The 24,472-nt window shown below is 71.7% G+C and carries 18 protein-coding genes; 5 read left to right on the forward strand and 13 right to left on the reverse strand.

Features of this window, described 5'->3' with window-relative positions; all coding sequences use genetic code 11:
* Positions 1–260 precede the first annotated feature (260 nt).
* Both CYQ11_RS04755 and CYQ11_RS04760 read left to right on the forward strand, forming a co-directional pair.
* Complete coding sequence (locus CYQ11_RS04755) at positions 261–2,639, forward strand: chitinase C-terminal domain-containing protein (RefSeq protein ID WP_099197606.1); 2,379 nt, start codon at positions 261–263, stop codon at positions 2,637–2,639.
* A gap of 44 nt (positions 2,640–2,683) precedes the next feature.
* Entirely contained in the window at positions 2,684–3,901 is a 1,218-nt protein-coding gene (locus tag CYQ11_RS04760; RefSeq protein ID WP_099197607.1) for an MFS transporter, read from the forward strand.
* A 105-nt stretch (positions 3,902–4,006) separates the two neighbouring features.
* On the opposite strand, the gene CYQ11_RS29405 is transcribed toward CYQ11_RS04760, so the two are convergent.
* On the reverse strand, positions 4,007–4,891 hold the full coding sequence (locus CYQ11_RS29405; protein WP_181143583.1) for a hypothetical protein: 885 nt from the start codon (positions 4,889–4,891) through the stop codon (positions 4,007–4,009).
* Between the two features lie 231 nt (positions 4,892–5,122).
* Here CYQ11_RS29405 and CYQ11_RS04770 point away from each other — a divergent pair, with 231 nt between their 5' ends.
* Both CYQ11_RS04770 and CYQ11_RS04775 read left to right on the forward strand, forming a co-directional pair.
* A complete protein-coding gene (locus CYQ11_RS04770) occupies positions 5,123–6,538 on the forward strand; it encodes a uracil-xanthine permease family protein (protein ID WP_099197608.1) in 1,416 nt (471 codons plus the stop codon).
* 187 nt (positions 6,539–6,725) lie between these two features.
* Positions 6,726–7,418, forward strand: coding sequence for a DUF5995 family protein (locus CYQ11_RS04775; RefSeq protein ID WP_398780717.1), 693 nt, complete (start codon positions 6,726–6,728; stop codon positions 7,416–7,418).
* Between the two features lie 89 nt (positions 7,419–7,507).
* On the opposite strand, the gene CYQ11_RS04780 is transcribed toward CYQ11_RS04775, so the two are convergent.
* From CYQ11_RS04780 to CYQ11_RS04810, 7 genes are all read right to left on the reverse strand, one after another.
* Positions 7,508–9,211 carry a flavin monoamine oxidase family protein gene (locus CYQ11_RS04780; RefSeq protein ID WP_099197610.1) on the reverse strand — a complete coding sequence of 568 codons (1,704 nt, stop codon included), beginning with the start codon at positions 9,209–9,211 and terminating at the stop codon, positions 7,508–7,510.
* Positions 9,212–9,268: 57 nt separating this feature from the next.
* A complete protein-coding gene (locus CYQ11_RS04785; protein ID WP_099197611.1) occupies positions 9,269–10,069 on the reverse strand; it encodes a carbon-nitrogen hydrolase family protein in 801 nt (266 codons plus the stop codon).
* A 255-nt stretch (positions 10,070–10,324) separates the two neighbouring features.
* Positions 10,325–10,780, reverse strand: a complete 456-nt coding sequence (locus CYQ11_RS04790) for an Lrp/AsnC family transcriptional regulator (protein WP_086572781.1) — start codon at positions 10,778–10,780, stop codon at positions 10,325–10,327.
* A 95-nt stretch (positions 10,781–10,875) separates the two neighbouring features.
* Entirely contained in the window at positions 10,876–11,442 is a 567-nt protein-coding gene (locus CYQ11_RS04795) for a GNAT family N-acetyltransferase (RefSeq protein WP_099197612.1), read from the reverse strand.
* A gap of 121 nt (positions 11,443–11,563) precedes the next feature.
* On the reverse strand, positions 11,564–13,228 hold the full coding sequence (locus CYQ11_RS04800; protein ID WP_398780719.1) for an amino acid permease: 1,665 nt from the start codon (positions 13,226–13,228) through the stop codon (positions 11,564–11,566).
* A gap of 350 nt (positions 13,229–13,578) precedes the next feature.
* Positions 13,579–15,021 (reverse strand): GuaB1 family IMP dehydrogenase-related protein, encoded by a 1,443-nt coding sequence (locus tag CYQ11_RS04805; RefSeq protein ID WP_099197614.1) that lies wholly within the window; start codon positions 15,019–15,021, stop codon positions 13,579–13,581.
* 225 nt (positions 15,022–15,246) lie between these two features.
* Positions 15,247–16,749 carry a cytochrome P450 gene (locus CYQ11_RS04810; protein WP_099197615.1) on the reverse strand — a complete coding sequence of 501 codons (1,503 nt, stop codon included), beginning with the start codon at positions 16,747–16,749 and terminating at the stop codon, positions 15,247–15,249.
* Between the two features lie 280 nt (positions 16,750–17,029).
* On the opposite strand from CYQ11_RS04810, the gene CYQ11_RS04815 reads away from it, so the two are divergent.
* On the forward strand, positions 17,030–17,671 hold the full coding sequence (locus CYQ11_RS04815) for a class I SAM-dependent methyltransferase (protein WP_181143584.1): 642 nt from the start codon (positions 17,030–17,032) through the stop codon (positions 17,669–17,671).
* 119 nt (positions 17,672–17,790) lie between these two features.
* Here CYQ11_RS04815 and CYQ11_RS04820 read toward each other — a convergent pair whose 3' ends face one another.
* From CYQ11_RS04820 to dpgA, 5 genes are all read right to left on the reverse strand, one after another.
* On the reverse strand, positions 17,791–19,251 hold the full coding sequence (locus CYQ11_RS04820) for an aldehyde dehydrogenase family protein (protein ID WP_099197617.1): 1,461 nt from the start codon (positions 19,249–19,251) through the stop codon (positions 17,791–17,793).
* 12 nt (positions 19,252–19,263) lie between these two features.
* Positions 19,264–20,892 carry a thiamine pyrophosphate-binding protein gene (locus CYQ11_RS04825; protein WP_240003136.1) on the reverse strand — a complete coding sequence of 543 codons (1,629 nt, stop codon included), beginning with the start codon at positions 20,890–20,892 and terminating at the stop codon, positions 19,264–19,266.
* Between the two features lie 50 nt (positions 20,893–20,942).
* Positions 20,943–22,313, reverse strand: a complete 1,371-nt coding sequence (gene dpgC / locus CYQ11_RS04830; RefSeq protein ID WP_099197619.1) for a (3,5-dihydroxyphenyl)acetyl-CoA 1,2-dioxygenase DpgC — start codon at positions 22,311–22,313, stop codon at positions 20,943–20,945.
* 19 nt (positions 22,314–22,332) lie between these two features.
* The gene (dpgB, locus tag CYQ11_RS04835) at positions 22,333–23,061 is read right to left on the reverse strand and encodes an enoyl-CoA-hydratase DpgB (protein WP_099197733.1); all 729 of its coding nucleotides are present in this window, start codon (positions 23,059–23,061) and stop codon (positions 22,333–22,335) included.
* An 84-nt stretch (positions 23,062–23,145) separates the two neighbouring features.
* The gene (gene dpgA / locus CYQ11_RS04840; protein WP_099197620.1) at positions 23,146–24,264 is read right to left on the reverse strand and encodes a 3,5-dihydroxyphenylacetyl-CoA synthase DpgA; all 1,119 of its coding nucleotides are present in this window, start codon (positions 24,262–24,264) and stop codon (positions 23,146–23,148) included.
* Positions 24,265–24,472: the final 208 nt, after the last annotated feature.

A 24,472-nucleotide genomic window follows, 5' to 3' on the forward strand; every position in this document is an offset into this window, starting at 1 on the left:
CCACGGTGTCCACGGGGACTTGACAAAGTGCGCGGCCTCACATCGGCGATCGCCGGCCCACCGCGGGAGGCCGCGGGGGCGCGAGCCCCGGCGATTTGGTCCATACCTATTGACGCACTGGTCTAGTCCTCTTAACCTCTGCCACACCTCCGCGGAGTACGGGCCCGTCGGTGGGCGCACACCACGGGCCACAGCACGTCGCACCCCCCTCACCGCTCTTCCCAGCCCCCCACTGGAGGTAGTCGCTCGTGTTATTCCGCATGCGTCCCCCCGGATCGAGACCCGTCGGCCCGCGCGCCCGGCGGAGCACGGTCCTCGCCTCGGCCGGCACCGCACTCGCCGGCCTGCTCGTCGGCACGCTCCCCGTGAGCGCCTCGCACGCCGAGGACCAGTCCGCCTGCCGGCCCGACGGCCTGTACAGCACACCGGGCGCCGCCGTCCCCTACTGTTCGGTCTACGACACCGCCGGCCGGGAGAAGATGGGCGCCGACCACCAGCGCCGCGTCATCGGCTACTTCACCGGCTGGCGCACCGGCAAGGACGGCACCCCCGCCTACCTCGCCTCCGACATCCCGTGGGACAAGGTCACCCACCTCAACTACGCCTTCGCCCACGTCGGCCCCGACGACAGGATCTCCGTCGGCGCCGACGGCCCCGGCAACCCCGCGACGGGCATGACCTGGCCGGGCGTCCCCGGCGCCGAGATGGACCCGGGCCTGCCCTACCAGGGTCACTTCAACCTCCTCACCGCCTACAAGAAGCGGCACCCCCAGGTGAAGACGCTCATCTCCGTGGGCGGCTGGGCGGAGACCGGCGGATACATCGACGAGAACGGCAAGCGCGTCGACTCCGGGGGCTTCTACAAGACGGCGACGAACGCCGACGGATCGGTCAACCAGTCCGGCATCGACACCTTCGCCGACTCCGCCGTCGCATTCGTCAGGAAGTACGGGTTCAACGGCGTCGACATCGACTACGAGTACCCGACCTCGATGAAGGACGCCGGGCACCCCAAGGACTGGGTGCTCGCCAACGCCCGGCGCGGCGGGCTCAACAAGGGCTACGCGGCTCTGACGAAGACCCTGCGGGAGAGGCTCGACCGGGCCGGCGCCGCCGACGGCAGGCACTACCTGCTCTCGGTCGCCGCGCCCTCCTCGGGCTATCTGCTGCGCGGCATGGAGACGTACCAGTCGGCCAGGTACCTGGACTACGTCAACGTGATGTCGTACGACCTGCACGGCGCCTGGAACGAGTTCGTCGGCCCGAACGCCGCGCTGTTCGACGACGGCAAGGACGCCGAGCTCGCCAAGTGGGGCGTCTACTCGGCGGCCCAGTACGGCGGCATCGGCTACCTCAACGGCGACTGGGCGCAGCACTACTTCCGCGGCGCCCTCCCCGCCGGCCGCGTCAACCTGGGCCTCCCCTCCTACACGCGCGGCTGGAAGAACGTCGCCGGAGGGACCGACGGCCTGTGGGGCACGGCCAAGGCCGCCTCCTGTCCCGCCGGTTCGGGCCTCGCGACCTGTGGTGACGGTGCCGTCGGCATCGACAACCTGTGGCACGACAAGGACGACGACGGCAAGGAGTCCCCCGCCGGCTCCAACCCCATGTGGCACGCGAAGAACCTCGAGAAGGGCATCGCCGGCGACTACCTCGGCGCCTACGGCTTCCCGGCCGGCACCGGACCGACCGGCTCGTACACCCGCAAGTACGACGCCACCCTGACCGCGCCCTGGCTGTGGAACGCCGACAAGAAGGTCTTCCTCTCCACGGAGGACGAGGAGTCGGTGAAGGCCAAGGCCCGGTACGTCGTCGACAAGGGACTCGGCGGGACGATGATGTGGGAACTCGCCGGCGACTACGACTGGAACGCCGCGAAGGGCCAGTACACCGCCGGCTCGACCCTGACCCGCACGCTGTACGACGCCTTCAAGGCCGCCCCCGCCTACGGCGCCCGGCGCGCGACGACCGACATGCCGAGCGAGGCGCTGGACCTCGGCGTGAGCTTCACGAACTTCCCCCTCGGCGACTCCAACTACCCGATCAACCCGAAGATCCACATCGTCAACGACACCCGCACCACCATCCCCGGAGGCGCCGAGTTCCAGTTCGACTACGCCACCTCCGCACCGGGCAACGCCAAGGACCAGTCCGGCTGGGGGCTGAAGGTCGTCCGCAGCGATCACACCGCGCCGAACAACATCGGCGGCCTCAAGGGCGACTACCACCGCGTCTCGGTCAAGCTGCCGGCTCAGCAACCGCTCGCGCCGGGCGCCTCGACGGACATCGACTTCGTCTACTACCTGCCGACGTCCACGCCCTCCAACTGGACCGTCTCGTTCGGCGGCAGGACCTACGCCCTGGCCGGCGACCTCGCCCGCGGCACCACCGTGGTCGACCCGGGCGGTGCCACCCCCACACCGACCTCCACGCCGACCGGCACGCCCACCGGCACCCCGACGGGCACCCCCACCGGCGGCACCTGCGTCGCGCCGTCCTGGGACAAGGCGGTCGCCTACGGCGGCGGCGCCACCGTCTCCTGGAAGTCCCGCTCCTGGAAGGCGAAGTGGTGGACCCGGGGCGAGGAACCCAGCACCACCGGCGAGTGGGGGGTCTGGCAGGACCTGGGCGCGTGCTGATGCACTGAGGTCCACCAGTGGGCCGGGCCGGAAGGGGACGCACCATGGACGGGAGCACGGACGGCCGGACGGATCCCGGGGACCCGCGGGTGCGCCGGGCCCGGCTCGCCATCGCCGCGGTCTTCGCCGTGCACGGCGCGGTCAGTGGCAACCTCGCCACCCGGATCCCCTGGATCCAGGAGCACACGGGCATCGGCCCCGGCCTGCTCGGCCTCGCGCTGACCTGCCCCGCGGTCGGCGCGGCCCTCGCCATGCCGCTCGCGGGGCGGGTCGGGCACCGCTACGGCTCGCGCGCCGGCCTACGGGCGCTGCTCTGCTTGCTCTGCGCCTCGCTGGCCCTGCCCGCCCTGTGCCCCGGGCTGGTGGCCCTCTGCGGGGCGATGGCCGTCTACGGAGCGGCGTCCGGGATGGCGGACGTCGCCATGAACGCCCTCGGCGTGCGGACGGAGGAACTGCTGGGGCGCCCGGTGATGTCGGGGCTGCACGGCATGTGGAGCGTGGGCGCGCTCGCCGGTTCAGCGGCGGGCACGGTGGCGGCGCACACGGGCACGGGCGCCCGGCTCCACCTCGGGCTCGCCGCGGTGGTGCTCCTCGGGCTGGGCGTGCTCGTCTGCCACGGGGTCCTCGACCTGCGCCCCGGGCCGGACGAGGACGCTCCGCCGCGCTTCGCCCTGCCGCGGCGCGCGGTGCTGGCCATCGGGGCGGTCGGGTTCTGCGCGGTCTTCGCCGAGGGGGCGAGCCTGGACTGGTCGGCCGTCTACCTGCGTGACGTCATCGGTTCCGACGCCGGTGTGGCCGCGGCGTGCACGACCGCCTTCTCCTGCACGATGGCGGTGGCCCGGCTGGCAGGCGACGCGGTGGTCGGACGGTTCGGCCCGGTGCGCACGGTGCGGGCCGGAGGGGTGCTGGCGGGCCTGGGCGGCATCCTGGTCGTCTGCGCGCACGAGGCCGTACAGGCCATGGCCGGCTTCGGGCTCCTGGGACTGGGGATCGCCGTCGTCGTGCCGCTGGCCTTCGCGGCGGCGGGCCGCAGCGGTCCCGAGCCCAGCGGGGCCATCGCGGGCGTCGCGACCATCACGTACACCTCGTGGCTGGTGGCGCCGGGACTCATCGGGCAGCTCGCGCACGCCACTTCGCTGACCGTGTCGTTCACCCTGGTGACCGTCACGGCCGCTGGACTGACGGTGGTGGCGGGGGCGCTGCGCACCCCTTCCGGCCACGCCGTCGAGACGGCCGCCGTCTCCTCCCCCGCCCGGCGCTGAGCCGACGGGGCGTCCTGCTCGACACGCCGCCGCGGGCCGTGTACCCGGACCCCTTAAGGGTCGGGCCACGGCCCGCGGTGGAGGGGGACCGTCAGGCGCGGAAGGTCAGATCACGGCGCTGTAGCCGTGGTGGCCGCCGCCGTGGTGGCCGCCACGGTCGCAGTCGTCGTCCTTCCGGTTGTGGTGCCCACCGCCCCAGCGGTCGCAGTCGTCGTTCCGGTTCCAGCTGCTGTGGCCGCCACAGTCGTTCCCGTGGCCCCACTTGCCCCAGCCGTTGCCCCAGTCGTTGCCCCAGCCGCTGTGACCCCAGCCGCTGTGACCCCAGCCGCCGCTCCAGCCGCCGATACGCCACTTGCCGATCCAAATACCGCCCCAGTTACCCCAGCCGCCCCAGCCGCCACCCCAGCTGCTGTGGTGGCGTCCGTGGTCGCAGTCGCGGTCGTAGTGACGGCGTCCGTGGTCGCAGTCACGGTCGCGGTCGTGGTGTCGTCCGCGGTCGCAGTCGCGGTCGCGGTCGTGGTGACGCCCGCGGTCGCGGTCACAGTCGCGGTCGCGGTCGCGTCCCCGGTCACGGTCGCGGTCGCGACCCCGGTCGTGGTCGCGGCCGTGGTCACGGTTCCGGTCGCAGTCGCGGCGGTCCCGGTCACGGTCCCGGTCACGGTCCCGGTCACGGTCCCGGCCGTGGTCACGTCCGTGGTCTCGTCCGTGGTCACGGTCCCGGTCCCGGTCGCGGTCCCGGTCGCGGTCGCGGTCGCGGTCGCGGCCGTGGTCGCGGCCGTGGTCACGGTCCCGGTCGCGGCCGTGGTCGCGTCCGTGGTCTCGTCCGTGGTCGCGACGGTGGTCGCGATCGCGGTCATGGTCGTCGTCCCAGCTCCACGACTGGTTCACGGACGCGACCTGCGGCGCGGCCTGGGCCACTCCGGCGACCGGAACGATGGTGGCGCCGGCGAGGATCGCGGCGGCCGCGGTGCGGCCGACGAGCTTACGCATGTGTGTCTCCTGAATTGCAGGAAATCGGACACGATCACGCATACCTCGCATGAACCGATAAACAGCTGGCAGTCGTGGCCATACAGCCCTACGAGGTGCTTATTGCGCCGATCGCAGCAACCCGCCGGGCGTACCCTCCGGGCCCGTCTCCCCGGGCCGCGCGCAGCGGGAGCACCCGTCCGAGCGGCTTAGCATGGTCCGGATCATCACTGGAACAGCTTGGGAGCAGCCATGGGCGTCGGCGTGCGCTGGACTCTGCACGGCGACGGGCGCACCCCCGCCCCGGGGGCCGTTGTCCGACCGGATGAGCGGCTCTCGTGGCCCCGGACCGCGGGCCTGGGCGCCCAGCACGTGGTCGCAATGTTCGGCGCGTCGTTCGTAGCACCCGTTTTGATGGGCCTTGACCCGAATCTCGCGATCATGATGTCGGGTGTCGCGACGATCCTCTTCCTCCTCGCGACGCGCGGCAGGGTGCCCAGCTATCTGGGGTGCAGCCTGTCGTTCGTCGGGGTCGCCGCGATCATCCGGGCGCAGGGCGGCGACAGCGCGGCCGTCACCGGCGCGATCCTCGTGGTCGGGGCGGTGCTGTTCCTGAGCGGCCTCGCGGTGCGGAGGTTCGGCGCGCAGATCATCCACGCCGCGATGCCGCCGGTGGTGACCGGCGCGGTGGTCATGCTGATCGGCTTCAACCTGGCGCCGGTGACGGCGAGCACCTACTGGCCGCAGGACCAGTGGACGGCGCTGCTGACGATGCTCTTCACCGGGCTCGCGGTGGTGTGCCTGCGGGGCTTCTGGTCGCGGGTCGCGATCTTCCTCGGACTGGTCTTCGGCTACGCGGTCTCCTGGGTCTTCGACCGGCTCTTCGGGAAGATCCACTCGGTGCGGGGCGGCGGGCAGGCCGTGGACCACTGGCGCCTGGACCTCTCGGGCGTGGGCAAGGCGGACTGGGTCGGCCTGCCGTCGCTGCACGCGCCGAGCTTCGGCTGGTCGGCCGCGCTGGTCGCGCTGCCGGTCGTCATCGCCCTGATCGCGGAGAACGCGGGGCACGTGAAGGCGGTCGGCGAGATGACGGGCGACCCGCTGGACGACCAGCTGGGCACCGCGATCGCGGCGGACGGCGCGGCGACGGTCCTGTCCACGGCGGTCGGCGGCCCGGCCAACACCACCTACTCCGAGAACATCGGCGTCATGGCGGCCACCCGGGTCTACTCCACCGCCGCCTACTGGGCCGCCGCCGGCTTCGCGCTGCTCTTCGGCCTCTGCCCGAAGTTCGGCGCCGTGGTGGCGGCGATTCCGGGCGGGGTGCTGGGCGGCATCACGGTCATCCTGTACGGAATGATCGGCCTGCTGGGTGCGCAGATCTGGGTGCACAACAACGTGGACCTGCGTAATCCGCTGAATCTGGTGCCGGTCGCGGCGGGCGTCATCATCGGCGTCGGCGGCGTCAGCCTGAAGATCAGCGCCAACTTCGAGCTGAGCGGCATCGCCCTGGGCACGATCGTGGTCATCACCGGCTACCACGCGCTGCGGGCGCTGGCCCCCGCCCACCTCAAGGAGCAGGAGCCGCTGCTGGACGCCGGCACCAGCGGCTACGACGACGACGCGGCCGGGGGGCCGGCGGCGGGTGGCGCGACGGGCCGCGCATGACCGACGGCGGCACGACGGGCGGCGGCGCGGCGAACAGTGGCACGACGAGTGACGGCGCGAGGGACGGTGGCACGAGAGGCGGGGGCACGGGCACGGCTCGTGGCGACGCCTGAGGACCCGTTCACCCGTTCGGAGTAAATACCCGCCCATTCGCCTACTCTCCGTGTTCATCTGTCACTCTATGCATATGGCGATCACGGGGACACGGCCGGCGGCACCCGCCGGCATCGACTGGGTGGTGATGCGGATGCGGGGCCTGGAAGCCGCGCTTCCGCCCAGGGACGGCGTAGCCGTCTTCAACCGGGTGTACCTGGCGGTCACGGAAGAGGTGAGCCGCGGAGTGGCGGGCGGCTGGTTCCACGACCGGCGGGCCGCCGCCGAGCTGGACGTGCGCTTCGCCTGCCGGTATCTGCATGCCGTCGACCAGGCCGCCGTGGGGCGGCGACCGCCGGCCTGCTGGCGGCCCCTGTTCCAGTTACGGGGTCATCCGGCAGTCCAACCCCTGCAGTTCGCGCTGGCGGGGATCAACGCCCATATCGGGCACGACCTGGCGCTGGCCCTCGCGGACACCTGCCGGGCTCTGGGCGCCGAGCCGGAGGCGCTGGAGGGGGACTTCGACCGGATCGGCGATCTCCTCGCGTCCATGGAGGAGCGCATCCGCGAGGAGCTGATGCCGGGCCCGGACCTGCTCGACGTGGCCGATCCTCTGACGCATCTCGTCGGCTCGTGGACTCTGGACGCCGCCCGGAGCGCGGCATGGGCCTCGTTCCGCGCGCTGTGGGCCGTCCGGGGACTCCCCGACCTGGCCGAGGAGTTCGCGGACCGCGTCGACGCGGGCGTCGGAATGGTGGGGCGGTGTCTGCTGACGCCGCTGGGCTGACGCGTGTCGCGGCGTCAGCCCAGCGGTCACGGGTGGCACGGCCCCCGGCCTTCCGGCCGCCGGGCCCGTGGGCCGCGGCCCTCGCGTCCTCAGTCCTCCGGCAGCTCGACCGGGGCGATCTCGTCGTAGACGTCGCCGGGGCCCGGGTTGGTGGCGTCGGTGGAGCCGCCGAACTGGTGCATCACGCCCCACACCGCGTTGAGCGCGGTCTGCACGGCACCCTCGGCCCAGCCCGCCGTCCAGGAGATGTCGTCACCCGCGAGGAAGATGCCGCGCTTGTCCTCGGGCAGCCGGTCCTGCATGAAGTGGGTGAACAGCCGACGCTGGTAGCGGTAGTGGCCCGGCAGGTTCGCCTTGAACGCGCCCATGAAGTAGGGCTCGTTCTCCCAGGAGATCGTCACCGGGTTGCCGATGATGTGCTTGCGGATGTCGACCTTCGGGTAGATCTCGCCGAGCGACTTGAGCATGACCTCCATGCGCTCGTTCGCCGACAGCGGCAGCCACTTGAGGCTGTCGTCGCACCAGGTGTAGGACAGGCAGATGACGGCGGGCTTGTCCGGGCCGTCGTCCAGCAGGTAGGTGCCCCGCGTCATGCGGTCGGTGAGCGTCATCGACATGACGTCCCGGCCCGTCTCCTCGTCCTTGTCCAGCCAGAACGGCCGGTCGACCGGCACGAACAGCTTGGACGACTCCATGTAGTGCGTGCGCTCCATCGCCGTCCAGTGGTCGATGGGGAAGAGCGTGTCATCGCACTGGATCTTGGACAGCAGCATCCAGGACTGCGCGGTGAAGATGGCCGCCTTGTACGAGCGGATGTCACCGGCAGCGTCGGTCACCGTGATGCGGTTGCCCGCGGTGCGGTGCAGCCGGGTCACGGCCGGGCGCGGCGCCCCGCCGTGCAGGGACGACAGCGAGGTGCCCGGCGCCCAGTGGACGGTCTTCACCGGCTCGCGCTCCCACAGGCGCAGCGGCAGCTGCTGGCTGCCGCCGACGATGCCGCGGTGGTGGTCGTCGGCCTCGGTGTAGACGACGCGCAGGATCTCCAGGATGGAGTTGGGGAAGTCGGTGTCCCAGCCGCCCGTGCCGAAGCCGACCTGACCGAAGATCTCGCGGTGGCGGAAGGACTTGAAGGCCTCGGACTCGCAGAGGAAGCCGTAGAAGGTCTGGTTGTCGAGCTTCTCGACGAGCTTCGCCCAGATCTCGCGGATCCGCGGCACGTCACGCTCGCGCATGGCGCGGTTCATGTCGGAGAAGTCCGCGCCCTCCTCCAGACAGGCGTTCCACGCCTGGGCCACGTCGCGGTAGACCTGGGGCAGGTCCTCGATCGTCTCGGCGTAGTGCGACTCGCCCTTGAGGTCGACGACCGTGGAGGGGGTGTCGGGGGCGAGCGGGTTCGGGAAGGGCTTGGTCTCCAGGCCGACCAGGTCGATGTAGTGCTGGAAGGCGGTGGAGGACGGCGGGAAGCGCATCGCGCCCATCTCGGCCATGAGGTCGCCCTCGCAGCCCTCGAAGCCGACGGTGCGCAGCCGGCCGCCGATCTGGTCGGCCTCGTAGACGACGGGCTTGAGGCCCATCTTCATCAGCTCGTAGGCGGCGATGACGCCCGACAGACCGCCGCCGATGACGGCGACCTCGGTTCCGTGCTCCGTCGCCGGGATCTGGCCGATGCCCGCCGGGTGGGCGAGGAAGTCGTCGTAGGCGAAGGGGAAATCCGGCCCGAACATGGTGATCGGCGGCTGGGTCTGCTGGACCTGCTCGTCGTCGTGGACGGCGGTGGGCACCGTGGACGTCATCGGCTGAGCTCTTCCTACTGGCAGGGTGGGGGTGAAGGGGGGCGAGCGAGCCCGCGGTCAGGTGAGCGGGGGGTACAGCTCCGGGCGGCGGTCGACCAGGTAGGTGTTCTCCGCGCGCGAGGCCTTGAGCAGCTGCGGGTCGACGTCCGCGATGACCAGGTCCTCGCCGGCTCCGGCGCGTGCCCGTACGGTCCCGTCGGGGGAGGCGAGGCAGGACAGGCCCGCGAAGGTGAAGCTCCGCTCGGCGCCGCAGCGGTTGACGTAGGCGATGTAGAGCTGGCTCTCCCAGGCCCGGGCAGGAATGATCGTCTGCGGGACGATCTCGTACGGGCGCATCAGCGCGGTCGGCACGAGCAGCAGCTCGGTCCCGGCCAGCGCGTGGGCCCGGACGGCCTCGGGGAACTCGACGTCGTAGCAGATCAGCAGGCCGAGCCGGACTCCGTCGAGGTCGGCCTGGACGACGAGCTCCTGGCCGGGCGTGAAGTGGGTGTTCTCGTACGCGCCGAAGAGGTGGGTCTTGCGGTAGTGCGCCAGCTGGGCGCCGTCCGGGCCGATGACCTGGAGGGAGTTGTAGACCGCGTCCCCGTCGCGCTCCGGGTAGCCGTAGCCGATGGCCAGGCCGTGCTCGGCGGCTATGCGCGCCACGGCCTGCGCTCCGGGGCCGTCGGCGGGCTCGGCGAGGTCGCGGACGGCGCGGCCGAGAGCGTAGCCGGTGAGGTAGAGCTCGTTGGCCAGCAGCAGGCGGGCTCCCGCGTCGGCGGCCCGGCGGGCGGCGCGGGCCAGCGCGTCGAGGGTGTCGGCCGTGGAGGAGGGAATGCCGCTGGGGCCTTGGTACAGGGCTGTGCGCAGCGGCGTCATGCGTTCCTCATTCAGCTGGTCGAGCGGGTGGGGGCAAACACGCATTCGGTAAACGCCATGACGGTACGGGGCATGCTCTTGGCCGGACAAGGCGTCGACGTTGCGCGCGACCGTGCTATTCGTTGCGCCTTTGCGCCCTTGTCCGGCGATTCGTTGCACGGGGGTGCCCTTTGGTCCCGGCCTTCCGGCCGGAAAGGTGTCGCGATCATGACAATCTGCTGATCGCCGACCCCGTCGCCACCGGGGTGGTGTCGCTCAGGAGGGGGCGCCGGAGCTGAAGCGGCGCAGGAGGGGCGAGAGGACCAGCACCGACTTCGTGCGCTCGACGAAGGGCTCGCCGGCGATGCGCTCCAGGACGCGTTCGAAGTGGCGCATGTCGGAGGCGAAGATCTGGACGATGGCATCCGCCTCGCCGGTGACGGTCGAGGCGGACGCCACCTCCGGGTACCGCGACAGCCCCCGGTGGATGGCCTCCGGGGAGGTGTTGCGGCGGCAGTACAGCTCGATGAAGCCTTCGGTCTCCCAGCCGAGCGCCGCGGGGTCCACCCGGACGGTGAAGCCGGTGATGGCCCCTTCGGCGCGCAGCCTGTCCACACGCCGCTTGACGGCGGGGGCGGACAGGCCGACCTCCGCCCCGATGTCGGCGTAGGAGCGCCTGGCATCCTCGGCCAGGGCATGCACGATGCGTTCGTCGAGCTCGTTCAATCGCACGGCGGGTGGATCACTTTTCTCCGTGTATCTATTACTGCTACCAGCAGTAGATCACGTCATGGCACCGTTCCCGACCGGAAGGACGGCCGCGGGGGTCAGCTGCCCAGTGCCGTGCACATGGCCGACGGGCCGGGGAAGTCCTCCAGCAGGGCGTCCATCAGGACCTCGTCGACGGGCTGGCCGAGCCAGTGTCCGGACCTGCGGAAGCGGCCGGCGGGGCGGAAGCCGGCCTTCTCGAAGGCGGTGATGCCGGCCCGGTTGGGTTCGAGGACCTTGAGCCACACGGCGCGCAGCGCGCCCAGGTGGAAGGCCCAGTCCAGGGTGAGGCGGGTGGCCTCCTCAGCGAAGCGCTTGCCGCGCTGGGGCGGGGCCAGGAAGATCGTGAACTCGGCCCTGCGCTCCCTGGGATGGACGCGCAGTGCGGTCAGACCGATGGCTTGCTTGTCCTTCAGGCGGACGATCTCGAAGCGCGCGTGGTCCCGGTCGTCGAGCTGCCGGTCCCATTCCTCGGCGTGCGCCTCCCATGCCTGGGGGAAGCGGCTGCCGCGGCCGAGGATCGTGCCGGGGTCGGTCTCCCATTTGTGGTATTCGGCGAGCATCGCTTCACGGGGCATGCCCAGCGCGAGGCGGTCACCGGTCAGCAGGAGGTGGGGGCTGCTCATCGGATGTGATCCCTTCCGCGCCCCGGACGGCCGGGCCGGGGCCGTCGAATGCCCGAACGGCTGCCGGGACCGCGAGGAGCGGACCCGGCAGCCAGGGATCATAGGGCGGCGCGGAAGAAGATCACTTCTTCGCGGGCCGCTTGCGGCCCTTGGTGGACGCCTTGGCGGCGGACGCCTTCGCAGCGGGCTTCGCGGGCGCCTTGGCGGGCTGAGCAGCGGCCTTGGCCCCGGCCTCGGAGGTGGCCGCGGGGGCGGTCTGCGATCCCGCGGCCTCCCTGGCGAGACGCGAGCTGCGCATGCCGTAGGCGAAGTAGATCACCAGGCCGACGAGCATCCAGCCGAGGAAGACCTCCCAGGTCACGACGTCCAAGCTGAACATCATGTAGACGCACAGCGCGAAGCCGACGGCGGGGAAGACCGGGGCCAGCGGCACCGTGGTGTCACCGAAGGGGACACGCACACCCGAAAGCGGTACCTGGAAGCTGCGCTTCATCGCGGGGCGGGTGAAGCGCAGCACGATGACGGCGACGTTGACCAGCGCGAAGGCGAAGAGCGTGCCGATGCTGGTGGCGTCGGCGAGCTGGGCCAGCGGTACGGCCGCGGCGAGGACGCCGCAGAAGACCGAGACGATCACCGTGTTGGAGACCGGTACGCCCTTCTTGCTGACCTTGGAGAAGGTCTTGGGGACCAGACCGTCGCGGGACATCGCGAAGAGGATGCGGGTCTGGCCGTAGAGCACGGTCAGCACGACGCTGGCGATGGCGATGACGGCACCGGCGGCCAGGAAGACGGCCCAGTAGCCGTGACCGGTGACGTCCTTCATGATCCCGGCGAGCGCGGCCTCGGAGCCCTCGAACTTGTCCCACGGCATGGCGCCGACGGCGATCGCCGCGACCAGCACGTACAGGGCGGTGACGATCAGCAGCGAGAGCATGATGGCCTTGGGCAGGTCCCGCTTGGGGTCCTTGGCCTCCTCGCCCGCGGTGGAGGCGGCGTCGAAGCCGATGTAGGAGAAGAACAGCGTGGCGCCCGCGGCGCTGACGCCGCCCAGGCCCAGCGGCATGAACGGGGAGTAGTTGCCCGCGCGGATGCCGGTGAAGGCGACGGCGCAGAAGAGCAGCAGGGCCACGATCTTCACGCCGACCATGATCGTGTTGGCGCGGGCGCTCTCCTTGGCGCCGCCGAGCAGGAACGCCATGCACAGCAGCACGACGAGCAGGGCGGGCAGGTTGAAGACGCCGCCGTCCGAGCCGGGCGGGTTGGCCAGCCAGTCGGGGATGGTGACGCCGATCGTGCCTTCGAGGAGCTCGTTGAGGTACTGGCCCCAGCCGACCGCGACGGCCGCGACGGAGACGCCGTACTCGAGGATCAGGCACCAGCCGCAGATCCAGGCGACGATCTCGCCCAGGGTGGCGTAGGCGTAGGAGTACGAGGAGCCGGAGACCGGGATGGTGCCGGCCAGCTCCGCGTAGGAGAGCGCCGAGAACAGCGCGGTCAGGCCGGCGATGACGAACGAGATCACCACGGCGGGGCCGGCGTCGGGGACGGCCGAGCCCAGCACCACGAAGATGCCGGTGCCCAGCGTGGCGCCGATGCTGATCATCGTCAGCTGCCACATACCGAGCGAACGACGCAGGCTGCCGCCCTCGCCCTGGCCGCCCTCGGCGACCAGGCGCTCGACGGGCTTGCGACGCATCAGGCGCGCGCCGAAGCCGCTGGTGGGCAACCGGCCGCTCTTGTCGTCGCCGGGGGTGGCGGCGGCTGGCGCTGCGGCCTTGTCCAACACAGGGGTCGCTCCCACAGGGGTCGCTCCGTTCATGACTGCCGGTCGGGGGTGCCGGTCGGGAGCGACGGCCGACGGCGGTCACCCAGGGCGCGCCGGCATGGCAGAGCAAACCCATTGCGAGGGGGTACCGCCGAGCAAGCGGTACCCGCCACTCCACGTTCTGCGCAGACCCTACGAGGTCAGGGGCCGCGCTCGTAATGCACCATTCTTGCGTATGACCGGTGGATCATTGCGTCCGGGGGCTTGGAACGGGCGATCGTTGCACGTCGCGTTATGAATCGGTACATGGGCAGCAAAAAAGGGGCGCGACCCGGCGAACCGGATCGCGCCCCTTCAAAGGCGGTGGGGGACTACTGCCAGCTGGCGTGCAGCGGCTTGCCCTCGGCGTAGCCGGCGGCGCTCTGGACGCCGACGACGGCACGCTCGGCGAACTCCTCCAGGGAGCCCGCGCCCGCGTAGGTGCAGGAGGAGCGGACGCCCGCGATGATCGAGTCGATCAGGTCCTCGACGCCCGGGCGGCCCGGGTCGAGGAACATGCGGGAGGTGGAGATGCCCTCCTCGAAGAGGCCCTTGCGCGCCCGGTCGTACGCCGACTCCTCGGAGGTGCGGTTGCGGACGGCACGGGCCGAGGCCATGCCGAAGCTCTCCTTGTAGAGCCGGCCGTCGGCGGTCTGCTGGAGGTCGCCCGGGGACTCGTAGGTCCCGGCGAACCAGGAGCCGATCATGACGTTGGAGGCGCCGGCGGCCAGCGCCATGGCCACGTCACGGGGGTGACGGACGCCACCGTCGGCCCAGACGTGCTTGCCGTACTTCTTCGCCTCGGCGGCGCACTCCAGCACCGCGGAGAACTGCGGGCGGCCCACACCGGTCATCATGCGGGTGGTGCACATGGCGCCCGGGCCCACACCGACCTTGATGATGTCGGCGCCGGCCTCGATGAGGTCGCGCACGCCCTCGGCGGCGACGATGTTGCCCGCGACGATCGGGACCCGCGGGTCGAGCGCCCGCACGGCCTTGATCGCGGCGATCATCGACTCCTGGTGGCCGTGGGCGGTGTCCACCACGATGGTGTCCGCACCGGCGTCCAGCAGGGCCTTGGCCTTGCCGGCCACGTCGCCGTTGATGCCGACGGCGGCGGCGACGCGCAGCTTGCCGTCCTCGTCCACGGCCGGCGTGTACAGGGTCGCGCGCAGCGCGCCCTTGCGGGTGAGGATGCCGGCCAGCTTGCCGTCCTTGTCGACGGCGGGCGCCAGCTTGCGGTGGGCGGCGTCGAGCTTGTTGAAGGCCTCGCGCGGGTCGATGTCGGCGTCGAGGAGCAGCAGCTCGGTGGACATGACCTCGGACAGCTGGGTGAAGCGGTCCACACCGGTCAGGTCGTGCTCGGTGACCACGCCCACGGGGCGGTGGTCGGCGTCCACGACGACACCGGCGCCGTGCGCGCGCTTGGGGAGCAGGGACAGCGCGTCGGCGACGGTCTGCGTGGGGGCGAGGACGATCGGGGTGTCGAGCACCAGGTGGCGGCCCTTGACCCAGGAGATCACCTCGGCGACGACCTCGATCGGGATGTCCTGCGGGATGACGACGAGGCCGCCGCGGCGGGCCACCGTCTCCGCCATGCGGCGGCCGGCGATCGCGGTCATGTTGGCGACGACGAGGGGGATGGTGGTGCCGGTCCCGTCGGGCGCGCTCAGGTCCACGCCCTGGCGGGATCCGACGGCCGAGCGGCTCGGCACCATGAAGACGTCGTCGTACGTCAGGTCGTACGACGGCTTCTGATCATTGAGGAAACGCATATGTCTGGCTCTCTCACCTGCGGATTTGCGTACAAGGCGGGTGGGGAGTCAGCACCGGACCGCACCGGATCGGGCTGCGGCTCCTAGACCCATCATCCATGATTCACCGGCTCCGTGGTGACCCCGGGCGGGATTCTGTGCCTTTTGACCAGTGGTTCGGGGGACCGTCTGTGCCTTCGGCCAAGCGTCCGGCCGCCCGGCCGAAGGCACGCGGGAGCCGGCGGCTCAGGCGTCCGCGGGCTCGGGGGCGCCGTTCTGCGACGTCTCCCTACCGGCGCCGGCGGACGCCGCCCCGGGGCCGTCGGCGTGGTGCGCGCGGTGGGCCAGGGCGAGGGTGAAGCCGGTGGGCATGAGGGTGAGCCGCTCGTGCACCTTCAGCTGGTAGTCCGCGTGGTCCTCCAGCTCGTAGCGGTGCACCAGCATGGCCAGCACCAGGGTCGCCTCGTGCAGGGCGAACTGCCGGCCCAGGCAGACCCGGGCTCCCGTGCCGAAGGGCTTGTAAACGTGCGCCGGGCGGGCCCGCACCCGCTCGGGGGTGAACCGGTCGGGGTCGAACCGCTCCACGTCGCCGCCCCAGACGGGGTCGCGGTGCAGCATGGGCGTGAACACGACCGCCCAGGCGCCCCGCCGCATGGGGTGGCGGCCGCCGATCACGGTGTCCTCCAGCGCCTCCCGGGCGAAGCCGGGGGCGGTCGGCCACAGCCGCAGCGCCTCCTCCAGGCACCGGCGCACGTGGCGGAGCTTGGTGACCTGCTCGTACGAGGGGTCGGGGTCGGCGCCCCCGCCCCAGACCCGGGCCACCTCCTCCCTGGCCGCGGCCAGCAGCGCGGGGTTCTTGACCAGGTAGTACAGGGCGAAGGACAGGGCGCCCGCGGTGGTCTCGTGCCCGGCGACCAGGAAGGTGATGACCTGGTTGCGGATGTTGGCCGGCGCCAGCCGCTCGCCCGTCTCGGGGTGGGCGGTGTTGAGCATGAGACCGAGCATGTCGTGGGTGCCGGTGTCGCCGTCCGCCATGCGCCGGTGCACGACCTCGTCGACGATCTCCGCCATCAGAGCGGTGTCCTGGGCGTTGCGCCGCTTGGCGCGCCGGGTCAGCAGGGAGCCGATGTAGGGGACCTCGACGGCGTTCTGCTGCGAGAACTTCAGCGCGCGGACCATGGCGCGGACGAAGGGGTGCGGGTCGGCGCGTTCGAACGAGCCGAAGTCGTACCCGAACCCGGCCCGGGCGATGGTCTCCAGCGTCACCTTGGTCATGTCGCGGCTGACGTCGACGGGCGCGCCGCCCACGCAGCGGTCCCAGCTGTCCAGCAGCCGGCGGGTGGCCGCCAGCATCGTCGGGTGGTAGCTCTTGAGCGCCTCGCGGGTGAAGGCGGGTACCAGGATGTCGTGCGCGCGCTGCCAGTTGGGCTCGTGGTGGTACGCCGTGGCCAGACCGTCGCCGGCGATGTCCCGCAGATCCGTCATGGATTCGGCGACGTGCTTGCGGAAACGGGACTCGTCGACGAGCTCGGCGGCCATCGACGAGTCCGAGACGAAGACGAATTCGTGATCGAAGACCTTGCGCCGGAAGATCGGGCCCAGATTCCTGGCGATGTTCATGGTGTCCTGGACAGGGGTGGCCGGATGCGCCCCGACCAGATCACCGAGAAAAGGGATCCGATGGGGTGGATGTGGAATCCGGTGGATGTCCGGCCAACCGTGGCCGCCGTGCCGGTTCGCGGTTTTCATGACGTCACCTGTTCTCTCGTCCTCCGGGGGAGTGCGTTGCCGCAGGGCACCGGCGACCGTCATCGCTCCGTTCGACAATGTGCCTGGTCTATGCGCACGCACGAGGGGGAACCACGTTCTCCGCCGTCGCGGACGGGGGCAACCCCCTAGTGGAATAAAGGCGTTCGATAGGGAGTCGTAGGTGACCGGTAGGGGCTGGCACGGGGCCTGGGGTCTCACTAGGCTCTGCGGCGCAACGGCAACTTTCCCCGCCCGCACGCCACTATGCGCTGGAGGCTCCGTGATCGACAGCTCGTTCAAACCAGAGCGGGATGTGGTCCATTACAACGACTGGGCGCCCACTTACGAGGACAGCAAAGTCCAGCGGATCCGCAACGACATCCACCAGAGTCTGGTCGACTGGGCCGCTTCCTCGGGTATTCAGCCGAAGCGCATCCTGGACGTGGGCTGCGGCACGGGCGCACTGCTGCGGCGGGTCGGCCCTGCATTTCCCGACGCCGAACTGAATGGCGTCGACATCTCACCCAACATGGTGAAGGAAGCCAGCCGCAAGGTGCCCAAGGGCCTGCGGGTCCACTTCCTCCAGGGCCCGGCCGAGAAACTGCCCTTCGAGGACGGCGGTTTCGATCTCGTGGTCACCACGATCTGCTTCCACCACTGGCGGAGCCGGGTCGAGGGAATTGCCGAGGTGCACCGGGTGCTCGCGCCCGGCGGGCGATTCTACATCGCCGACCACTTCGCGATCGGCTGGCTGCGCGCGCTGTTCATCGCCTTTCGCTGCCGCGACCGGTGCCACACGCCGCGCGAGCTCAACCGGATGCTGCGGGACGCCGGTTTCTCGGTGCAGGGCTGGAAGCGGCTGTACAAGCTCTGGGGATGGCTGCCGCTCATCCAGGGCGTGGTGGCGGAGAAGCGCCCGTAGGGCCGTGGACGACGCCGCCCGGCGCGCCCCGGCCGTGAGGACGAGGGGCGCGCCGGGCGGCGTTCGCGTGCGCCCGGGGAGCCGGACGCAGCGCCCGGTTCCCCGGGCGCACGGACGCTTCAGAAGGGGTACGCGGGTACCGCCCCCTGGACCGTCATCCACTGCCACTGCGTGAACTCGTCCCAGCTGTGCAGCACTCCGTGCCGGCTGCCGTTGCCGGACGCGCCCCGGCCGCCGAACGGCACGACGGCGTCGTCGCCGATGGTCTGGTCGTTGACGTGCACGATGCCCGTGCCGAGCCGTTCCGCCACCGCCAGGCCGCGCTCCGGCGATCCGGTGAGGACGCCGGCGGTGAGCCCGTACGCGCAGTCGTTGGCCACCGCGACGGCCGTCTCGACGTCGGGGACCACGACGACCGGTGCGACCGGGCCGAAGATCTCCTCCGTGAACGCGGGCATCCGCGGCGTCACGCCGGTGAGCACCGTGGGCCGGTAGAACGGCCCCTCCCCCGTGCCGCCGGTGCGTACCCGTGCGCCCGCGGCGACCGACTCCCGCACGATGCGTTCCACCCGTTCGCGCTGCGCGGCGTCGACGAGGGGCCCGAGGTCGGGCTTCGCCGTCCACGGGTCACCGGTGCTGAGCCGCTCGGCCCGCCGGGTGAGGTGTTCGACGTAGGCGTCGGCGACGCGCTCCAGCACGATGTGCCGCCCGGCCGTCATGCACACCTGGCCCTGGTGGAAGAAGGCACCGAACGCGCCCGCGGAGGCGGCGGTTCCGGGGTCGGCGTCGTCCAGCACGATCAGCGCGTTGTTGCCGCCGAGTTCCAGGGAGACGCGCTTGAGCGCCCGGCCGGCCGTCTCGCCGATGAGCCGGCCGACGGCGGTGGAGCCGGTGAAGGCGATCATCGCCGTGTCCGGGCTCTCGGTGAGCGCGGCTCCCGCCTCGGCGCCGCCCGGCAGCACGTGCAGTACCCCGGCGGGCAGCCCCGCCTCCTCGAAGAGCCGGGCGACGACCAGGCCGCCGGAGACCGGGGTGTGCAGGTCCGGCTTGAGCACCACCGCGTTGCCGAGGGCGAGGGCGGGCGCCACCGCGCGCATGCCCAGTAGCAGCGGGAAGTTCCAGGGGCTGATCACGCCGACGACGCCCAGCGGGAGCCGCCGGGCGACGCTGTGGCGGCCCGGTACGGACGGCAGCAGATGACCGTGCGGCTGGGTGTGCAGCGAGGCGGCGACCCACAGCTCGTCGAGGACCGCGTCCACTTCGGCCTCGGCCTTGGGGACGACGGCACCGCCCTCGCGCACGATCCACTCGACGACCTCGGCGCGGTGCTCCTCCAGCAGCCGCGCCGCCGCGCGCATCAGTTCGGCCCGCTCGGCCGGCGGTGTCGCCGCCCAGCCCGGCTGTGCCCGGGCCGCCGACGCGGCGGCGGCGCGGACCTCGGCGGCTCCGGCGAGGCCGACGGTGGCCAGGGTGGCGCCGGTGGCGGGTTCGACGGTGTCGGCGGTGCCGGCGGCGGTCGTGCGCCAGCCGTCGCCGTACACCTTGCCGCGCAGGCCGGCGGGGTCGACCAGACGTGTCATGCGGGTCCTCTCTCAGCCTTCGTCGGCGTGCGCGGTGATCGGGACCTCGATCAGGAGGGGGGAGTCCCCCTGGACGGCCTTGGCCACGACCTCGGACAGGTGGCGCGGGTCGGTCACCCGGACCGACTCGACGCCGAAGAAGGCCGCCGCCCGCGTGAAGTCGAGCCGGGGCGGGCCGAGGTCCAGGCCGGGGTAGTGCCCGGCGCGGGTCGCGCGGCTGTCCCGGTCGTCGAGCGTGTGCTTGAGCGTGCGGTACTCGCCGTTGTTCATGACCACGAACGTCACCGGCACGCCGTAGCGGGCCGCGCTCCACAGCCCCTGCAGGCCGAACATCGTGCAGCCGTCGCCCAGGACGGCCACCACCGGGCGCCGCGGGTCGCCGAGCCGGTGGCCGACGGCGCCGCCGACGCCCCAGCCGAGCCCGCCGCCCACGGTGTGGAGCAGGGACCCCGGCGCCTCCAGGCGCAGCACCTCCCGGAGCTTCAGTCCGGTGGTGATCGCCTCTTCGAGGACGACCGCGTCGTCCGGCAGGGCCGCGGCCACCGCGTGGGCGGCGCTCAGCGGGTCGAGCGGCGCGGGCCCGTACCCGGCCAGCACCTCGCTCTCCACGAGGGCACGGCGGAGCTCGGCGGCCCGGCGCAGGGCGTCGGTGCGCTCCCCGGCCGCGGTCACCCGCCCGGTCAGTTCCCCGGCCAGCGCGGCCAGGGTCGGCCGGATCGCGCCGACGAGGCCGAGGGAGACGGGGAAGGCGCGGCCGGGTTCGCCCGGGTCCGGATCGAGCTGGATCACGGTGGCCGTCTCCGGCACCGGTGATCCGGGCGAGTAGTGGTGCGGTGTGAACGCGTGGGCGCCGACGACGAGGACGACGTCGTAGGGGCTGAGCGTCGCCCGGATCTCGGCGTTGACCGGGGCGAGCGCGCCCTGGTGGAGCGGGTGGGTGAACGGGAAGTCGAGCGCGTCGTGCATGGGCTGGTGGTACACGGCGGCGCCGAGCGCCTCGGCGAGCGCGACCAGTTCGGCCACCGCCCCGTCCCGCCCGACCCCGTCCCCGGCGACGATCACGGGCCGTTCGGCGCCGGCCAGCAGCCGGGCGGCGGCCGCCACCTCGGTGGCCGGCCCCTGCGGGGCGAGGACCGACCGGTCCGGCACCTCGACGGGCGTGTCCTCGTCGAGCAGGTCCATGGGGACCGACAGGAACACCGGGCCCGCGGGGGGCTGGACGGCCAACGCGAACGCCCGGCGCAGCATGACCGGGAGGTCGTAGCCGTGCTGGACGTCGAAGACGTGCTTGACGGCGGGCCGGGCGAGCCCGACGAGGTCGCCGGAGAGCATGGGGTCCTGCACGAGGTGGCGCCGGTCCTGCTGGCCGGCGGTGACCACCAGCGGCGTGCGCGAGCGCCGGGCGTTGAGCAGCCCGACGAGGCCGTTGGCCAGGCCGGCGGCCACGTGCAGGCTGACGAACGCCGGCCGGCCGGTGGCGCGGGCGTACCCGTCGGCCATGGCCACGACGGAGGCCTCCTGCACCCCGAGCACGTACTCGATGTCCTCGGCGTCGGTCAGCGCGTCCAGGAACGGCAGTTCGGTGGTGCCGGGGTTGCCGAAGACGCGGTCGACGCCCTCCTCGCGGAGGATGGTGAGCATGGCGTCGAGCGGGGTCATCCGCCGCGCGGCGCCGGGGGGTCTCGCGGCGTTCACCGGGCGCCGGCCCGGTGCGACGACCGCCGGTCGGAGAACCGGTGGACCTTGTGGAGGACGTCCTTGCTGTGGAGCCGGAGCGCCTGGGCCATGGCGAACTCGGCCATGTACGCGCGGAAGGAGTCGACGGGCTCTTCGGCGAGGTTGAGCATGCGCCGGTTGGCGACCACGGCCGGGCTGTCGAGCATGTCCACGCCGTGGTCGACGGCTGCGTCCATCTCGCGCGGGTCGACGACCTCGTCGCACAGCAGCCGTGCCTCGGGCTCGTGTGCCCAGACCTTCCGGCCGCCCAGGATGACGCGCCGGGCCGCGCGGCCGCCCATCAGCCGGGCGAGCCGCAGGTTCGCCACGCCCGGGACGATGCCCTCCTGGGCCGCGGGGAGGCTGAAGTAGGCGTCGGCTCCGGCGACGACGCGGTCGACGGCGAGCAGCAACTGCATGCCCCCGCCGATGGCGAAGGTGTCGACCGCGGCGAGCCAGGGCTTCTCGACGGTCCGTGTCTCCCGGGAGCCGTCCGGCACCTTGAGGCCCCGGACGAACTTGCTGATGTAGCCCAGTTCGCGGCCGAGCAGGAAGTCGGTGTAGGAGATGCGGCCCTCGTGCAGGTAGGTGAGGTTGATGCCGGCGCTGAACACTCTCCTGCCCAGGTAGCGCGGGTGGGTCATCGGGGCGCCCCGCAGCACTCCCACCGTGACCTCGTCGTCGAGCAGGGCCAGGTCGACGGCGGTTTCCATGTCCGCGATGAGCTCGTTGTCCTCGGCGTTGAGGAAGAGCTGGTTGTGGATGGTCAGGTGGGCCGCCGGGCCGCGGCGTTCCAGGTGGACCGTGCCCAGGTCCACTTCGCCGGTCGCCTGGAAGCCGGGCAGCAGTTCCTCGGCCCGGGGCGTGGGGCGGAGCATGCTGTCGATGAGGTGCCGGCCCGTCGAGGGCGTCCCCAGCAGGGCGCGGAAGAAGATGCCCTGATCGATTTCGAGCCCTTCCTTGTGGGCCTGGACGAGCCCCTCCTCGGCCTCGGTCTCCTTCCTGGAGGGCACGAGTCCGGGAAACGCCTCGGCTGCGGCGTACGCCAGTTCGCCCAGGCGGGGATGGGCCGTGCCGTCGTCGGTCAACTGCCGGTAGACGGCTTCGGTGTGGGGCTGGAGGAAGCGGGAGCGGGCCAGGCGCGCGGCCTCGTGGACCAGCTCGCCGGTGTGCAGCTGTTCCGGGTCGCGGTCGGCCTTCGCCGGGAGGGCGGCCAGCAGGTCCCGGCCGTGCCGGGTGTAGGCGTCGAGTGCGGCCGCGTCCGCGGCGAGCTCGCCGGTCGGCTCGGGTACGGCGGCCCGCCACGCGTCGTGCGCGGCCGGCGGGGTGCCGCCACTGCGGGTCATCGCGCTGTTCTCGCTCTCTTCAGGGGGCGGTGGGGTCGGCGGGCGCCGTGGGACCGGTGGGCCGGGCGCGCCGCAGGGCGCGGTCGCAGGCCGCGAGGTGGGCGCCCAGCGCCTCCTCGAAGCTGGTGGTGGTCGCGTCCAGCAACAGTCTGCGCCTGACGGCGAGTTCGGTACCAGTGAGGTGGGTGAGGGAGGCGGCCTTGGCGGCCACCGCGGAGTCCGTGTCGTCGACCACGTCGTCCAGCACGCCGAGCTGGAGCGCCTGGGTGGCGGAGATCTCGCCGCCGAACAGCACCAGGTGCCGGGCGCGGGTGGGGCCGAGCTGGTTGGCCAGCCGGTGGACCAGCATGCCCGGCCACGGTTCGCCGTCCCGGCCCGGCAGGGAGAGCCGCATGGCGCTGCCGCCGATACGGTAGTCGCAGGCCAGCAGGACCTCGAGCGCGGGACCGCCGGCGGCCCCGGCGGCGACCGCGACGGTGACCGCGCCGACCCGCTCCAGCCTGCGCAGCGCCCGTTCCCACTTGTTGACCAGGTGGATGCCCACCTCGCCCGGCCACCCGGTGCCCGGCGTCACGGCCGTGGCGTCGCCCAGCCGGATCACGGCCACCGCGCTGCCGCCGGCGTCCTCGATCCGGTCGCACAGCCCGTCGAGCTCGCCGATCAGGAATTCGGACAGGGGTTGCGCGGTGTCGACGCCGAGGGCGAGGCGGTGCGATCCGCCGTTCTCCACCGTCGGTTCCGGGGACATGTTCTGCATGATGTGAACCACACCTCCGTCAGCGATTGCCCCGCACATCGGCCGGGCCGGGGCGTAACCGTACGAGCCGGCCGGTCAATACCGCAGGAGAGCCGTTTCTATGGTCGATCCCGGGCCCATGGTCATAAAGATTCCGTAGTCCCCCTCCTCGACCACGCCCTCGTCCAGCAGGCGGGCGTAGGAGAAGAGGAAGGAACCGCTCGACAGATTCCCGTAGTCCCGCAGCACGCCCGTCGTGTGGCGCACGTCGTGTCGGGTGAGGCCGAGGTTGACCGTGACGGAATCGATGACCTTCTTGCCACCGGAGTGAACGATCCAGTGCGCGATGTCGCTCCGCCGTATTCCGGTTCCCTCAAGCAACCTTCCGACCACGGATTCGGCGTGCGCACCGACCACGTACGGCACGTCGCGGTCGAGGAAGAAGCTGAATTTCCCGGCGTCGTCGTCCCAGTCGTAGCGCATCGCGTCGACGGCGTCGGGAATGATGCAGCTGGCGAACTTGAGCACCGTCGGGCAGCTGTCGCCCGGCCCGTATCCCCCGGGCGCGCGGTCCGGGCCGCCGGAGATCAGCGCCAGCGCTCCCGAGCCGTCGCCGAAGAGGCTGTTGACGACCGAGCTGCGCATGGTCCCGTCGAAGACGTACGCCGCCGAGCACGCCTCCACGCACAGCAGGACGGCCAGCTCGCCGGGGTGGGTGCTGGACCAGCCGGCCACCGCGCCGAGGCCGTTGAGGCCCGCGTTGCAGCCCATGCCGACGACGTCGAGCCGGGCGCAGTCCTGCCGCAGCCCCAGTTCCTTGATGATCAGGGCGCTGAAGCCCGGCGTCATGAAGCCGGTGGTGGAGACGCAGCACAGGTAGCGCACGTCGTCGAGTTCGGCGTCCGCGCGCTTGAGGCACGCCTGCAGCGCGCGCATGCCCATGTCGAGACCCGTGGTGCGGTGCTTGCGCAGCAGTTCGCCCTGGGCCTCGTCGCGCCGGTCGCCGGCGGCGTCGACCGGCGGCAGGGTCAGGTGGCGGCGCTCGATGGCACTGTTCATAAAGACCGAACGAATCTTGGGATCCGTCACCTTGAAGAATTCCAGGAGTTCGGACTGGGAATAGGAGAACGGCGGTACCGCGGTTCCCACGCCGACGATCCGCGGCCGGGGTATCGAATTACCGGATTCCTCGTCCGCACAACGGCCGGCCGGCATCAACACGTCAACCGGCCCAACGGGCGGTGCCATAGGTCACCTTCGTCCCATAGAAATGGCGCTGCCAGCTCTGATAGCGCGCCCCGTCGTCTGGTAGCCGTCGCCGACCGTACCGCAATGCCCCGGAACGCAACCCGCGGCTAAGGGGCGGGAAAGGGGACGGCTAACCCACTAGGGGTTGCCAGGGGAAGGGTAGGGGCTTGGTCGA

The sequence above is a fragment of the Streptomyces cinnamoneus genome (genome assembly GCF_002939475.1).
Taxonomy (GTDB): domain Bacteria; phylum Actinomycetota; class Actinomycetes; order Streptomycetales; family Streptomycetaceae; genus Streptomyces; species Streptomyces cinnamoneus_A.